A 14,778-nucleotide genomic window follows, 5' to 3' on the forward strand; every position below is an offset into this window, starting at 1 on the left:
GGTCGCCCTGGATCTCCCCGCTCTGCTTGCCCCGCACGGCGGTGATCCAGCCGCGGTCGTCGAGCAGCACCTGCCCTGCGTTTCCTCCAGGGAAACGCAGGGCCCCCGCGTTACTCAAGCAGTCAGCCCTTGGCCATCTCGTAGCGCAGCAGGTCGTTGAACGTGAAGGTGCCCGTCGGCTGGTCGTCCTTGCCGAGCAGGTAGAGACGCTTCACGGCCACGAGGATGCCCTCGGCCACGATGTCGCGGAAACCGGGCGTGGCCAGCCGCGCGCGGTCCTCGCCGTTCGTCAGGTAGCCCACCTCGACGCGAACGGCCGTGCAGCGGGTGAGCCGCAGCAGGTCCCACGTCTTCGGGTGCGAGCCGCAGTTCCGCATCGACGTGCGGGCGGTGACCTCGCGCTGGATGAATCCGGCCAGCGCCTCCCCCACGGTCGACGAGGTGCCGTTGCCGGTGCCGTAGTGGAACGTCGCCACGCCCTGCGCGTGCGGCGAGGAGTTGCCGTCCGCGTGCAGCGACAGGATCAGGTCGGCACCCGCCTCGTTGGCGAACCGGGCGCGCTCCGCCTCGTCCGGGCAGTTCGCCGGGCCGCGGGTGAGCAGCGCCTCCATGCCGGTGGCGGCCATCTTGCCTTCGAGGCGGCGGGCCAGGTCCAGCATCAGGTCGGCCTCGGACACGCCGTCCACGACCACGCCGCGGTCCTGGCCGCCGTGACCGGGGTCGATGACGATCCGCTTGCCGGACAGGCGCGAACCCGCGCTGCGGACCCGTTCCTGCTCGCGCAGCAGCACCGGACGGCCACCGCGGACCTTCGGCTGCAACTGGCGCAACGCGCGCACGGTGTCGGGACCGCACATGCCGTCCACGATCAAGCCGTAGTCGCGCTGGAAGTTCTTCAGCGCCTGCTCGGTCTGCTGGCCGAACACGCCGTTCGCGCGACCGGCGTCGTAACCGAGCTCCAGCAGGCGTTCCTGCAGCATCAGCACGTCGTCACCGGTCGTCGGCTGCGACATCAGGTACGCGAGCGGCCGGTCCCCCAACCGGAACGTCGCGTCGCGCAGCGCGCGGTAGGTCGCCGGGCCGACGATGCCGTCGATGATCAGCCCCCGCTGCTGCTGGAACGCGCGCACGGCGTGCTCGACCTGCTGGTCGAACACCGGCGGCGCCTGGGGGTCGGTCGGCGGAAGCAGTCCGAGCCTGGTCAGGGTCGACCGGATCTCGGCAACATCACTTCCGACGTCCCCGCGGCGGAGCAGCTGCATGCACCCTCGCTCGACTAGGGCGCCGAACTTGGTCGGCGCGTCAGTTGGGAAGCCCTTATTGTGCCCTGCTCCGCAGAGTGATCGATGCAGGGCTACTCACAGTCGCACCGGGTTCACGTTCCCGGTACTGAACAAGCGTGACCCGCCCGTCTTATCGATAGACGGGCGGGTCACGTTGCGCGTTGCACCGGATTTCTTAGCCGATGCAACTTTTCAAGTCACGCAAGGACGTCCTGCAGGTCGTTGAGCAGCGCGGCCTTGGGCTTCGCGCCGACGATCTGCTTCACCGGACGGCCGCCCTGGAACAGGATCAGGGTCGGCACGGACATGATCTGGTAGTCGCGGGCGATCGCCGGGTTCGCGTCGATGTCGACCTTGGCGATGGTGAGCTTCTCGCCGTGCTCGGCGGCGATCTCCTCCAGCACCGGCGCAACCATCTTGCACGGGCCGCACCAGGTCGCCCAGAAGTCGACCAGCACGGGCTTCTCGCTGGTCAGCACGTCGTCCGCGAACGACTTGTCGGTCACCGTGACGGTGGCGCCTGCCATGTTCTCTCCCTAAAGCCGTAAAGAAACTTCAGTTGCTCTTGCCGTAGCCGCCGCCGACAGCCTCGGCGGCGATCTCGGCGTGCTCTTCGCCGTGCTCGGCGAGCCACCGTTCCGCGTCGATCGCGGCGCTGCAACCGGAGCCGGCGGCGGTGATGGCCTGGCGGTACTCGTGGTCGACGAGGTCGCCGGCCGCGAACACGCCGTCCAGGTTCGTGTAGGAGGACTTGCCCTTGGTGAGGACGTACCCGTTCTCGTCGAGGTCGACCTGGCCCTTCACCAGCGCCGAACGCGGGTCGTGGCCGATCGCCAGGAAGAAGCCGGTGACGGGCAGCTCGGACTCGGCGCCCGTGACGGTGTCCTTGACCTTGATCGAGGACACGGTGCCGTCACCCAGCACGTCGGTGACCTGCGTGTTCAGCTGCCACTTGATCTTCTCGTTGGCGCGGGCGCGTTCGAGCATGACCTTGGAGGCGCGGAACTCCTCGCGGCGGTGGATGACCGTGACCGACTTGGCGAAGCGGGTGAGGAACGTCGCCTCCTCCATCGCCGTGTCACCGCCACCGACGACCGCGATGTCGTGGTCGCGGAAGAAGAAGCCGTCGCAGGTCGCACAGGCCGACACACCGCGGCCGAGCAGCTCCTGCTCGCCGGGGATGTTCAGGTAGCGGGCAGCGGCACCCATGGCGAGGATGACCGCGCGGGCGGAGTACTCGACGCCGTTGGCGACGACCTTCTTGATCTCACCGGTCAGCTCGACGGACTCGACGTCCTCGGCGCGCAGCTCGGCACCGAAGCGCTGCGCCTGCTCGCGCATCTGCTCCATGAGCTCGGGGCCCATGATGCCCTCGCGGAAACCGGGGTAGTTCTCCACCTCGGTCGTCGTCATCAGGGCGCCGCCGTACTGCGAACCCTCGAAGACCAGGGGCTCGAGCTGCGCGCGGGCGGCGTAGACCGCCGCGGTGTAGCCCGCAGGCCCCGATCCGATGATGATCACGTTGCGCACGCTCACGGCCCCAGCAACTCCTCGATCTCGTCGTCTGACTGGCTCAACGGATCGTAGGTGCCGCTAATTCCGTGACTTGAGCGACTACCTCGGCTTGATGGTGGTGTCCGCCAGAACGCCTTCCGGCTTGTCCGGTCCGCAGGTCTTCGGGTCCAGCACGACCAGCCGGTACTGCCCGAGACCGGCGGGCAGGATCGCCATCACCGCGTCCTTGCCGTCGAGCGTGATCGGGCTGATGCCGAGCGGGTTGCCGGAGCTCGTGATCCCGCCGCCCTTGAGGCAGCCGGCGAGCCGGTCCGGGGTCTCCAGCGGGCCGAAGTTCTGCGCCTTGAGCACGTCACCGACCGCGGAACCCAGCTCGTCGCGCTTCAGGGCCAGCGGCGGGGCGGCCGTGTTCGTGCTGGTCTTCGGGGTCTCCTGCGCCGCCGGTGGCGTCTTCGCCTGCTGGCCACCAGGAGAGACGGCCATGACGATGCCGAACGCGGCGGCGGCCGCGACCAGCACGCCCGCGCCGCCCAGGCCCAGCCTGCGGTTGCGCCGCTTGCGGGCCTCGGCGAGCGACACGACGGGAGCGGCGGGACGGGCCTCGGCGGCGAGCGCGGCGTCGATCCGGGCCGCCACGTGGTCGGGCATCGGGAGCGGCGGCAGCGCCTGAAGGTCCTCCAGCGTGGCGTCCAGGGCGCGCAGGATCTCGTTGGCCTCAGGGTCCGCCTCGACCCTCGGGCGCAGCTGTGCGGCGACCTCAGGGGGCAGCACGCCCGCGTGCAGATCCGCGATGAGGTCTACCGACCACGGCGGACCCATCGGCACGCGCTCCATGCCGGTCATCGGCCCTCCCACTGACGTTGCTCTTGCACATTCACACCGTCAGCTGGGACGTTCGCATCTGCGATTCGGTTCCTGAGGTGCCCGAGAACTTTGGCGAGCTTGGCGCGCCCCCGTGCGCACCGGCTCTTGACCGTGCCTTCCGCGATGCCCAGGAGCTGCGCCGTTTCGGCGACGGAGTAGCCCTCGACGTCGACCAGCACGATGGGCGCCCGCTGCTCCTCCGGCAGCTCCATCAGCGCTTGCTGCACCATCAGGCTGGTCTCGCGGTCGCTCATCGCGTCACGCGGCGCGACGGGCTCGCCGGGACCGGCCTCGGGCAGCGGCACTGTCGGTCTTGTTTGTCGTCGCCTCATCCGGTCGAGGCACGCGTTGACCACGATCCGGTGAAGCCAGGTGGTCACCTGCGACTCCGCGCGGAACGACGAGGCGGCGCGGAAGGCCGAGATGAACGCCTCCTGCAGCGCGTCCGCGGCCTCCTCGGGGTCGCGCAGCGTGCGCAACGCCACCGCCCACATCCGATCGCGGTGCCGTTTCACCAGCTCCGAGAACGCGTAGGGGTCACCTGCGGCGTGGGCCGAGATGAGGTCGGCGTCCGAGCTGGCTGCGGCGGTCACGGCTACGGAGGATAGCGAGCGTGATCACAGATCACTTGGACAGGTCTACTGGGCCCTCGTGTAGAGGATCTCGTGGATTTCCGACTGGTTCTTGCCACCGCCGGCGCTGGTCAGCTGGGTGATCCAGATCAGCACGTGGGAGGTCGGCTCGTGGTCGTTGAGCTGGATCTGCGTCTGCCCGTCGGACAGGTCCGCGATCCCGATGACCTTGGTCTCCTCCAGCGGCGCGTTCGGCGACGACGCCACCCGGATCTCGACGTGCGTGCCCTTGCTGGGCGAGGTGATGGTGACCGACGCCAGCTTCACCGGCTCGGCGAACGAGGCCATCAGCCCGATGCCCGGCTTCAGGGTCGGGAACTGCTGGAAGTAGTTGTCGGTCCGCCAGAACGTGTTCGCGTTGTTGTCGACCGCCCGGTTCGCCTGGGTAGCGTTGTCGGGCTGGTTCGTCACGTCGTAGACGACGATCTGGCCCGGCTGCACCGGTCCGGCCGGCGCGTGCGCGGGTGCGGTCTGGCCGTTCGACGCCGGCTGGTTGATCACCACGGTGGGGCCGCCGCCCTTGGACGGCTCGTCGCTGAAGAAGCCGACGATCTGCACGCTCAGCCACACGATCACGGCCACCGTCGCCAGTGCCAGCACGCCGACGCTGATCCACAGCTTCTTCTTCTGCTGCTTGTCCTGCACCGGGCGCTGCGTCGTCCACACGACCTGGTCGTCATCGTCGTCGCGGGACGACACGGCCGGGATCAGCGCGGTCTCGGCCTCCTCGGCCGCGATCTGGTCGAGGACCTGGAGGATCGCCGCGGACGTGCGGATGCCGCCCACCGAGGTGTCCTCCAGCGAACGCACCGCGACGGACGACAGCTCGTGCGGCAGGTACGGGTGCAACGCGTTCGGTGCCACGACGGACCCGTCCGGCCCGGTCGGGGCGACCGGCACGTTGCTCGGGCCGCCCGGCAGCGCCCACCGGCCGGTGAGCAGCAGGTACAGGATCGCGCCGAGTCCCTTGACGTCGTCGCGCGCGATCGCGTCCGGCCGCGGACCGGGGAACGCGAGGCGCAGCCGTCCGTCCGAGGTGACCCGGATGCGCTGCGGGTGGTCGGCGCCCAGCACGAGACCGGCGTGGTGCGCGCCCTCGATGGCGGCGCCCAGCGGTTCGAGCAGGCGGGTCGCGGCGCCCGCGGGCAGCGGGCCCTCCGCGATGAGGTCCATCAGGTCGGTGCCCTGGGTCCACTCGGCGACGACCATGCCGAGGATGCCCTCGTCCGGACGGATCCCGGTGCCGGGCGTGAGGACGTCGATGACCCTGGAGACACCGGGGTGCGTGAACGACGCCGCGTGCATGGCGCGTTCGACCGTGCGGCGGGCGCGCGCGGCTGCCTCGTTGTCCGCCAGATCGCCCAGGAGCACCGTCAGCGCCACGTCCCGGTTCAGCTGACCGTCGCGGCCGCGCCACAGTTCGGCGTTGGACCGGGCGTCCGCACCGGATTTCGCGAGCAGGCGGTAGCGGCCGTTGCCGATGACGCCGCCGGGGACCAGGGCGGCGTGAACTCCGCTACTCACGGGCACGAGAGTACGGGACGACGCTCACCGATCGGAGTCACCGGCGCCGCACCAATTGGTTGATCTTGTCGATCGCCGGCTTCATCTCGGGTACCCGGAACACCGCCAAAAGGCCGTACGAGAGCGGCAAACCGATCAACGTCACCACAACGACCTCGACCCAACTGGCCATCCGGAGATCCGGGATCCCGACCGCGTGCTGGATCAGCCAGTTCACGCCCTTGGCCGCCGCGAACGCCAGCGAGGACGCCACGACGGTCTGGCAGACGGTCCAGACGGTGAAGCCGGTGCGCAGCCGCCCGAGCCGGACCCGCAGCCACACCTGGCCGAGTACCGCGCCGAAGACGAAGCTGAGCGACATCGCGAGCGACACGCCGACGGCGAGCTGCGTCGCGTCACCGGGCGTGGACACGTTGAGGAACACGAACAGCAGCCCAATGCGAACCGCGACCATCAACGCCTGGATGTACGTCGGCGTGCGGGCGTCCTTCATCGCGTAGAAAACGCGCAACTGCAGCAACGTGATCGCGTACGGAACGAGGCTGAACGCCGAGAGCGAGAGCGCCAGGCCGATCCGGGTACCGGTCACCACACCGGCTTCGCCGTACGCGAAGGCGGCGAGACCGATGGACACACCGGAGACGGTCATCAGCGCGCTGAAGGGCATCAGCAGAATCGACGACATGCGGTTGCCGAACAGCAGGTCGCGCACGATCGCGTCGTTGTCGTTGTGCGCGGCCGCCCGGCTCATCTTCGGCATCAGCGCGGTCAGCAGCGAGACACCGAGCACGCCGTAGGGCACCTGGGCGATCAGCCACTGGTAGTTGAACGCCGTCAGCGTGCCCTTGGCGTTCGTCGCCACGTTGGTCAGCACCGTCATGCTCGCCAGGCCGAGTCCGACGTACAGCAGCACCCAGAACGCCAGACCGCCGAACTCCGACAGCCGCGAGTCCCAGCCGAACCGCCACCTGAACCGGAACCCGGTCTTCTTCAGCGCCGGGACCAGCACTGACGCCTGCACAGCCACACCGAGCGCGGTGCCGAGGCCGAGCACCAGAAGGTGCACGTCGGTCATCCGGACGGGGTTGAGCGTCATCTCACCGGGCAACATCGCGTAAACGCCCAGTACGACGATCACGACGACGTTGTTCAGGACCGGAGCCCACGTGGGGATGCCGAATACGTGCCGCGCGTTCAGCACGGCGCTGAGCAGCGCTGTCAGGCCGTAGAAGACGATGCCGGGCAGCACCAGGTAGGCGAACGCGGTGACCAGCGCCGGGTTCGCCTCCTTGGAGTCGGCGATGTAGATGTCGGTGAGCAACGGCGCGCAGGCCATCGCGAGAACCGTGCCGATGCCGAGGATCAGCGTGCCCATGGTGATCAGCCACTGGGCGTACGACTCGCCGCCGTCGCCGTCCTCCTTCTCGGCGCGGACCAGCAGCGGGATCGCCACGCTGGTCAGGACGCCGCCGAGGAGCAGCTCGTTGATCATCGTGGGCAGCGTCGAGGCGGCCTGGTAGGAGTCACCGAGCGTCTCACCGCCGATGACGGCCACCAGCAGCACCTTCGACAGCAGGCCGGTGGCGCGGCTGACGATCGTCGCGATCGCCATGGAGCCGCTGGCCTTGGCTACGGAAGGCGCCTGCTTCTGCTGCTCTGGTTCGGTGGTCGTGGCTGTCTCGCTCACGCGCTCGACTTCTCCGGTGTCACGTTTTCGATGGACGGTGCTTCGCCGCCGTTCTCGCCGTTGCGAGCACGGACCCGCTTGTAGATGCGACGTCCGGAGAGCAGGACGAGCGCGATCGCGGCGATCACGGTGACGATCACCGTGATGGTGCCGTAGGCGGACGACGACACCTCCAGCTTGACAGTGTCACCCAGAGCGACGCCCTCGGGAGTGGTCAGCCGGACGTTGACCGGGAACCGGCCCGACCGCAGCACCTCGACCGGCACCCGCACGACGCGCTCGCCGCGAGCGGGAAGCACCTGGTCAGGCAGGTCGAGCTTGCGGATGCCCGGCGTGTCGGCCAGCACGATCCGCACGGTGACGCGGACGTCGAGCTTGTTCGTGATCGTCACCGGGATCGGGCTGTCGCCGGAACCGAGCAGGATCGGGCTCGACGGCGGTGTCACGCCCACCATGCCGGTCAGCGAGTTCAGCTCGCCCTGGCTGATGTACGTGGCGGACCGCGCGCCCTCCTCGTCCGACCGCCACGCGCCGGACATCGCGCGCAGCAGGCCGAGCCACAGCGGATCGGCGAGGTCGGCCGGTGCGGCGTGCTCGCTGTCCTCCTGCTGCATCGACGCGACGATGCCGCTGAGCTCGACGCTCTGCTGGGTCACCGAGTCGGCGATGGCCGGCGCGATCTCCCGGGCACCGGCCTCGGGCGGGTAGGTGATCTTGGCGTTGGTCACCGACGGCGTGCTGCCGGTCAGCTCCTCGAGGCTGAGCTGGGTCGCGTAGCCGCTGCTGAGCAACCGCTGGGCGGCGTTGAGGAACTCGGTCATCTCCGAGAGCGGCGCGTTCCACCGGCGCGGCGGCGTGACCACCACGTTGCGGCCGTCACCCTGCCAGCCGGCGCGGAACACCAGCACGGACAGCGCGTTCTGCACGGACACCGGCTGGCTCTCGACCGGCGTGGTCACGCCGGAGAGCGTGCGCGGCCGCGACGCACTGCCCTGCAGCGCGTCCGAGACCATCGAGTCGACCTTCACGGCCGTCACGGGGTGCTGGCCCGCGATGCCGACCGGGGCGGTGCCCGGCGCGTCGGCCAGGCCCGTCGGGTCGAGCAGGACCGACCTCATGCCCGCGTACTTCTGGTCCGGCTGCGGCGTCACCAGCTCGTCGAACGTCGACTGGTCCAGCACGCCGTCCTCCGGCCAGACGAAGTCCGGCAGCGGCTGCACGCCCAGGACCTGCTGGATGAGCTTCGGGCCGTCGGTCAGCGCGAGCGTGCGCATGTTCGTGAGCTTCACCCGGTTCAACGCCACGAGGTCGGCGTCGGCGGACGGCAGCGCGACGACGCAGCGGCCCTTGACGGCGAGCCCCAGGCGGTCGAGCCAGAGCTTCGCCTCGGCCTTGCCCTTGCCCTCTCCGGCCCCGCGGACCCGGTAGCCCGTGCTCATCGCCTGAACCGTGCGCAGCAGGTCGGGGTCGATGGCGAGGCACATCGACGTGCTCATGGACGAGATCACCTGCTCGTAGGCCTGCAGCAGGCCGTAGAGCCGGCCGGTGGCCGAGAGCGAGGTCACCAGCTCGTCGTCGACCAGCTCGGACTGACCGGGACCACCGAGCCTGACCAGCCGCGGCCGGTCCGCGACCGGCCACAGGACCGTGAGCTTGGCCGGAGCGCCGGGCTTGCCCCTGGTCTCGCCGCCGGGCACGCCCAGCACGGGCAGCAACGTCGACAGGGCCGCGAGCCGTGCCTGGCCGCCGTAGTCGGGACGGCCGTTGATGTTGGCGAGGATCGGGTAGATGCCGGGCTGCTCGATCGCGAGCGAGGTGGGTTCCGGCCCGCGCAGCGGCACCTCGAGGGTGAAGTCCTTCTGCTGGCCGGGTTCGAGGTGGTCGGCGACCTTGGTGAAGTTCGGCTGGACGAACTCGGCGGCGGCCGGTTCGCGCAACGCCTTGCGCAGGTCGTCCTCGGTGTCCAGGGACTCGCCGCGCTCCAGGCGCAGCACGATGTCGGAGACCTTGCGGTCACCGACGTTGACGATCTTGCCCGTGATCTTGACGGTGCCCGGTGAGTCGCTCGTCACGAACCGGGGCGTGAGCTGGGCGATGTCGAGTCGCAGGAACTGCGGTTGCTGCTGACCCGGCTGGGCGGAGAGGGTTCTGGTCGCCCACACCTGGGTGGCGGGAGCGGGCATGAACGGCAGCGCGTCGGCCTGGTCCGTCTGCGACTGTTCGACGGCACCCGCGGGCGCCGTCACGGTCAGCAGGAACGCGGCGACAGCGGCTGTGCAGACGAGCTTCCTCACGCTCACGCCGACTCCGCCCCGTTGCGGCAGCGGTCGGCGAGCAGTTCGGCGGCTCGGCGGACCAGACGGCGTTCGTCGGCATATGCCAGTCGCCCGTCCAGCTCGCCGAGTGGCACCCACGCCACCTCGGTGACCTCCACGTCTTCGTCGGAAAGCTCTCCCCCCAGCGCTTCGAGGAGGAAGTGGTGAACCGTCTTGTGCACCCGGCGGTCGTCAGCGACGAACCAGTAGTCGATCGACCCCAACGGGCGCAGCACCCTGCTATGAATACCGGTTTCCTCGGCGACCTCGCGCACCGCGGTCTGTTCCGCGGTCTCGCCGGCCTCGATGTGACCCTTCGGCAAAGACCACAGCAACCGGCCGCGCCGGTCAAGTCTGCCGATCACCGCGGCCCGTTGCTCCCCGTCGAGCACCAGGCCACCAGCCGACGTCTCGTCGACGGTCTTCAGCCGCCGGCCCCGGCGCCGCCTGCGGCGCCCCGGCTTGGAACTTCCGGAACGTGCGGCTGACGGGGGCATACGGCCGATCGTACTTACGAACCTTAAGTACGCTGGTTTCTCGTGTCTCGATCGCTCCAGCAGAATGCGGTGGTGGAAGAGCCCACCATCACACCAGTCGTCGCCGAGCTCGCCGCCCGGTTCGCCGCCGAGGGCAAGCGCCTCTACCTCGTGGGTGGCAGTGTGCGCGACGCCGTGCTGGGGCGCCCGACGAACGACTTCGACTTCACCACGGACGCGCGTCCCACCGAGATCCAGAAGCTGCTGAGCGGCTGGGCCGACGCCCAATGGGACACCGGCATCGCGTTCGGCACGGTCGGCGCCTCGAAGAAGGGCGAGATCCTCGAGATCACGACCTTCCGCGCGGACGTCTACGACGGCGTCACCCGCAACCCCGAGGTCACCTTCGGCGACACCGTCGACGGCGACCTGGTCCGGCGTGACTTCACGGTCAACGCCATGGCGTTCGACGTCGTGGCCCGCGCGTTCGTGGACCCGACGGGAGGCCTGCAGGCCGCTCGTGACGGCGTGCTGGACACACCGGCGACCCCGCAGGAGTCGTTCGGCGACGACCCGTTGCGGATGCTGCGCGCCGCCCGGTTCGTCTCCCAGCTCGGCTTCACGGCCGCGCCTCGGGTGGTCGAGGCGATGCGGTCGATGGCAGGCGAAATCGCCCGCATCACGCCGGAGCGAGTGCAGGTGGAGCTCTCGAAGCTCCTGTGCGGCGCGCACCCGCGCCGCGGCATCGAGCTCATGGTGGAGACCGGGCTGGCCGACATCGTGTTGCCCGAGCTCACGGCCATGAAGCTGGAAATCGACGAACACCATCAACACAAGGACGTCTTCGACCACTCGCTGGTTGTGCTGGAACAGGCGATTGATCTTGAAGATGTTGATCAATCACCCGATCTGGTGTTGCGCATCGCGGCGTTGCTGCACGACATCGGCAAGCCGGCGACCAGGAGGTTCGAGCCCGGCGGCGGTGTCTCGTTCCACCACCACGAGGTCGTGGGCGCGAAGATGGTCCGCAAGCGCTTGCGGGCGTTGCGGTACTCGAAGGAGATCACCGAGGACGTCGCCAAGCTCGTCTACCTGCACCTCCGCTTCCACGGCTACGGCAACGGCGAGTGGACCGACTCGGCCGTGCGCCGGTACGTGACGGACGCGGGAGACCTGCTGACGCGGTTGCACAAGCTCGTCCGTGCGGACTGCACAACCCGCAACAAGCGCAAGGCCAACCTGCTGCGGCGGACGTACGACTCTCTTGAGGAACGCATCGCGCGCATCGCGGCCGAGGAAGACCTCGCGCGCGTGCGCCCGGACCTCGACGGCAACGAGATCATGAAGCTGCTCGGCCTGCCGCCGGGTCCGCAGGTCGGCGCCGCGTGGAAGTTCCTCAAGGAGCTCCGCCTCGACCGCGGACCGCTGGAGCGCGACGAGGCCGAGGCCGCGTTGCTCGACTGGGCGCGCGAACAGGGCATCACTCCGCCATCTCGGTGACGCATTGTGAGCGGATGAAATCCCCGCGTTAGCGAACTGACAGCGCGGGGATGCACCATGGATGGTGCGCCAAGGGGAGCGCATGGGGGTGGTGCAGATGTTCTCCTGGGGACTTTCCGCAGGTCCCGCGGTACATGACCTGGACGAGCTGACCGACGACCAACGAGCGGTGCTGCGGTGTCTCGCGCGTGGTCACGCCGACCACGAGATCGCGCGGGTGCTCGGCATCGGGCAACAGCGGGTGGCCGACGAGGTGGCCGACATCCTGCGGCGCCTGGATCTACCCGATCGGGTGGCTGCTGTCGTCTTCGCTCACGAGGCCGGGATGCTGCACCTGCCGTTTCCGCGCTAGCAGGAGCAGGTAGGCGGCCAGACCGACCAGGTAGAGGCCCGCGGCGGTGAAGATGAGACCGGGCGAACGCCCGTCCAGGGGGACCACCGTCGCGGTGACGGACACCGCGGTGACCTGCGCGATGTTGAAAAGGGTGTCGTAGAGCGCGAACACTCGGCCGCGCACCACGTCGCCGACGTCGCGCTGCACCGCGGTGTCCACGCACAACTTGACGACCTGACCGGCGAAGATGACCACGAAGCCGGCCGCGAGGATGCTGATCAGCGTCATCGGCAGCCCGAGCCCGATCTGCGCGGCGGCGGTGAGCAGCAGCGCGCCGCAGATCGTGGTCTTCACGCCGAACCTGTCGACGATCCGGTCGGTGAGGATGCCGGCGAGCAGGATTCCCGCGCCGCCCGCGACCGCGACCTCGCCGAGCCCGCCGATGCCGGCCTTGAGGATGCCGACGTCCTGGAGGCTGTAGCGCATCAGCAGCAACGTGACCATGAGGCTCACACCGAACGCGGCCCGGTGCGCGAGCACCGCGGCCAGCGCGGCCGTCACGCTCGGGGTGCGCCAGGTGGCCTTCGCGCCGTCGAGCAGACCGCGGGCGACGGCCTTGATCGCGTTGTGCGGCTCGTCGACCTCGTCCGGCCCGAGCACGCCGGCCTTGAACCGGCTGGCGATGAACGCGCTGGCCAGCATGCCGACGACGGCGATGCTGGTGGTCCACCCCGACCCGCCGTCCCCGGCGCCCAGCACCGTGCGGAATCCGATCGCGCACGCCGCGCCGATCACCGCCATGATCGCGCCCGCCGTCGTGGCCAGCGCGTTCGCCTCGACCAGGTGGTCGGAGTCGACGACGTGCGGCAGCGAGGCGCTCAGCCCGGAACCGACGAACCGGCCGATGCCCATGACGACGAGGGCGGAGACGTAGAGGGGCAACCCGCTGAGCCCCGCACCGACCGCCAGCGCGGTGAGCAGGACGAACGCCGCGCGTGAGACGTTCGCCACGACGATGACCTTCTTGCGGTCCCACCGGTCCAGCAACGCGCCGGCGAACGGCCCGATGAGCGAGTACGGCAGCAGGAGCACGGCGAACCCGGCCGCGATGGCCGCGGGATCGGCCTGCCGTTCGGGGTTGAAGAGCACCGCGCCCGCCAGCCCGGCCTGGAAGAGCCCGTCACCCCACTGCGACGTGAGCCTGGTGGCGAGAAGCCTGCGGTACTCGGGGATGCCGAGGAACCGGCGTGATCCCCAGTGGTGCTTCTCCACCGCAAGCGTTGTCACCGTTGCACTCTATGCGTGTTCGGGTGAAAACCACGAAAGCCGGACCTCACGGTCCGGCTCCCCTGGATCGGATGCCAGGTCGCCTCACGGCGCGATGCACTACGCGGCTCCAGCCGTACGGTATTCCGCGAAGGCGGTTGTCTGTTGAGCCCGGGGGACACAAAGACATCCGACACCTGAGTCTAACGGGGAGCGGCCCTGAGTTGTTCCGGCGATCACGGATGATTTCATGGTGACGTGCGTCCCGATGCCGAGGTCGAGCCAGGCTCCCTGTTGGTTGCCGCCCCGAGCCTGAACGACCCGAACTTCACGCGCACCGTCGTCTACATCATCGACCAGCGCCCAGAGGGCACCCTCGGCGTCGTGCTGAACCGCCCCTCCGAGGTGGCAGTGCACGACGTACTGCCTCCTTGGGGCCCGCACGTGACGAAGCCGCAGTGCATCTACATCGGCGGTCCGGTCGAGCAGAAGACGGCGCTGTGCCTGGCGGCTCTCAAGGCGGGCACCGACCCGTCCAAGGTGGAGGGCCTGGTCGGTGTGCAGGGCCCGGTGGCGCTGATCGACCTCGACGCCGAGCCGGACGACCTGATGCCGCTGGTGCGCGGCCTGCGGGTGTTCGCGGGGTACTCGGGCTGGGGCGAGGGGCAGCTCGCGGGCGAGATCGAGCGCGGCGACTGGATCGTCGTGACCGGGCTGGCCGATGACGTGCTCGTCGGCGCGAACGTCGACCTGTGGGGACGGGTGCTGCGCCGGCAGGGCATGCCGCTGGCGCTGCTGTCCACCTACCCCAAGGACGTCCGGGAGAACTGATTCACGTGAAACGTCTGGTTACAGACCGGCGAGCGGCGAGCAACCGCCACCGCCGCAGGCGCAGCCACCGCAGCCCTTGGGCTTGACCGGCTCGGGCAGCAGCGCGGCCGCCCGGCTGCCCACGATCCCACCGGCGAAGGCGATCGCGAGCGCGCCCACCAGCCCGATGATCCCGGCGGTGACGGCCAGGTCGGCCATGACGAACGACATCGCGCCCGACACGATCGCCACGGCACCGGCCGCGACGTTCGGCACCCCGGCGACCCGGTTGGCCAGCGCGAACGTCTCCTCGTCGCGAAGAGCCGCCGCCGTGCGCACGCCGACGAAGCGGTTGCGGCGCAGCTTGCCCTGCAGACCCAGCAGACCGATCGCGCCGAGAGCGACGCCGAGTACACCCAGGACGACCGACAGCACGATGTTCACCCCATGAGGGTAAGGCCGGTGTGCCGGTCACCTCGCGCTCACCCCGGTCCTGTGTGCCGTACGCCACCGCCCCGTGCAGGCCGCTTGCGGTGCGCTGATACCGTTGACGGCATGAGCACGGCCCGCCT

At 69.4% G+C, this 14,778-nt stretch carries 14 protein-coding genes; 3 read left to right on the forward strand and 11 right to left on the reverse strand.

The annotated features are described in order from the left end of the window. Nucleotides 1-122: 122 nt before the first annotated feature. The 9 genes from ABZV40_RS29105 to ABZV40_RS29145 form a co-directional block, all read right to left on the reverse strand. The gene (locus tag ABZV40_RS29105) at nt 123-1,262 is read right to left on the reverse strand and encodes an N-acetylmuramoyl-L-alanine amidase (RefSeq protein ID WP_355448301.1); all 1,140 of its coding nucleotides are present in this window, start codon (nt 1,260-1,262) and stop codon (nt 123-125) included. Nucleotides 1,263-1,480: 218 nt separating this feature from the next. Beyond that, nucleotides 1,481-1,810 (reverse strand): thioredoxin, encoded by a 330-nt coding sequence (trxA, locus tag ABZV40_RS29110; RefSeq protein ID WP_045313285.1) that lies wholly within the window; start codon nt 1,808-1,810, stop codon nt 1,481-1,483. Between the two features lie 28 nt (nt 1,811-1,838). Beyond that, nucleotides 1,839-2,819 (reverse strand): thioredoxin-disulfide reductase, encoded by a 981-nt coding sequence (gene trxB, locus ABZV40_RS29115; RefSeq protein ID WP_355448304.1) that lies wholly within the window; start codon nt 2,817-2,819, stop codon nt 1,839-1,841. A 78-nt stretch (nt 2,820-2,897) separates the two neighbouring features. Continuing rightward, entirely contained in the window at nt 2,898-3,641 is a 744-nt protein-coding gene (locus ABZV40_RS29120; RefSeq protein ID WP_355448307.1) for a hypothetical protein, read from the reverse strand. Continuing rightward, nucleotides 3,638-4,255: an RNA polymerase sigma factor SigM gene (gene sigM / locus ABZV40_RS29125; protein WP_167976507.1), complete on the reverse strand. Its 618-nt coding sequence runs from the start codon at nt 4,253-4,255 to the stop codon at nt 3,638-3,640. The genes ABZV40_RS29120 and sigM overlap by 4 nt, the downstream gene beginning before the upstream one ends. A 45-nt stretch (nt 4,256-4,300) precedes the next feature. Next, complete coding sequence (locus ABZV40_RS29130) at nt 4,301-5,818, reverse strand: protein kinase family protein (RefSeq protein ID WP_355448310.1); 1,518 nt, start codon at nt 5,816-5,818, stop codon at nt 4,301-4,303. Between the two features lie 37 nt (nt 5,819-5,855). Continuing rightward, on the reverse strand, nt 5,856-7,505 hold the full coding sequence (murJ, locus tag ABZV40_RS29135) for a murein biosynthesis integral membrane protein MurJ (protein ID WP_355448313.1): 1,650 nt from the start codon (nt 7,503-7,505) through the stop codon (nt 5,856-5,858). After that, on the reverse strand, nt 7,502-9,805 hold the full coding sequence (locus ABZV40_RS29140; RefSeq protein ID WP_355448316.1) for a DUF6049 family protein: 2,304 nt from the start codon (nt 9,803-9,805) through the stop codon (nt 7,502-7,504). The genes murJ and ABZV40_RS29140 overlap by 4 nt, the downstream gene beginning before the upstream one ends. Further along, nucleotides 9,802-10,317, reverse strand: coding sequence for an NUDIX hydrolase (locus tag ABZV40_RS29145; RefSeq protein ID WP_355448319.1), 516 nt, complete (start codon nt 10,315-10,317; stop codon nt 9,802-9,804). The genes ABZV40_RS29140 and ABZV40_RS29145 overlap by 4 nt, the downstream gene beginning before the upstream one ends. A 42-nt stretch (nt 10,318-10,359) precedes the next feature. Here ABZV40_RS29145 and ABZV40_RS29150 point away from each other — a divergent pair, with 42 nt between their 5' ends. Then, nucleotides 10,360-11,796, forward strand: coding sequence for a CCA tRNA nucleotidyltransferase (locus ABZV40_RS29150; RefSeq protein ID WP_355448322.1), 1,437 nt, complete (start codon nt 10,360-10,362; stop codon nt 11,794-11,796). An 82-nt stretch (nt 11,797-11,878) separates the two neighbouring features. Continuing rightward, the gene (locus ABZV40_RS29155; RefSeq protein WP_355448325.1) at nt 11,879-12,148 is read left to right on the forward strand and encodes a LuxR C-terminal-related transcriptional regulator; all 270 of its coding nucleotides are present in this window, start codon (nt 11,879-11,881) and stop codon (nt 12,146-12,148) included. Here ABZV40_RS29155 and ABZV40_RS29160 read toward each other — a convergent pair. Next, entirely contained in the window at nt 12,077-13,417 is a 1,341-nt protein-coding gene (locus ABZV40_RS29160) for an MFS transporter (RefSeq protein ID WP_355448328.1), read from the reverse strand. The genes ABZV40_RS29155 and ABZV40_RS29160 overlap by 72 nt on opposite strands. A gap of 237 nt (nt 13,418-13,654) precedes the next feature. Here ABZV40_RS29160 and ABZV40_RS29165 point away from each other — a divergent pair, with 237 nt between their 5' ends. Next, the gene (locus ABZV40_RS29165; RefSeq protein WP_355448331.1) at nt 13,655-14,227 is read left to right on the forward strand and encodes a YqgE/AlgH family protein; all 573 of its coding nucleotides are present in this window, start codon (nt 13,655-13,657) and stop codon (nt 14,225-14,227) included. 18 nt (nt 14,228-14,245) lie between these two features. Here the strand turns inward: ABZV40_RS29165 and ABZV40_RS29170 are convergent, their stop codons facing one another. Beyond that, nucleotides 14,246-14,650, reverse strand: coding sequence for an SdpI family protein (locus ABZV40_RS29170; RefSeq protein ID WP_355448334.1), 405 nt, complete (start codon nt 14,648-14,650; stop codon nt 14,246-14,248). Nucleotides 14,651-14,778 lie beyond the last annotated feature (128 nt).

Source organism: Lentzea sp. NPDC004782, assembly GCF_040609115.1.
Taxonomy (GTDB): Bacteria; Actinomycetota; Actinomycetes; order Mycobacteriales; family Pseudonocardiaceae; genus Lentzea.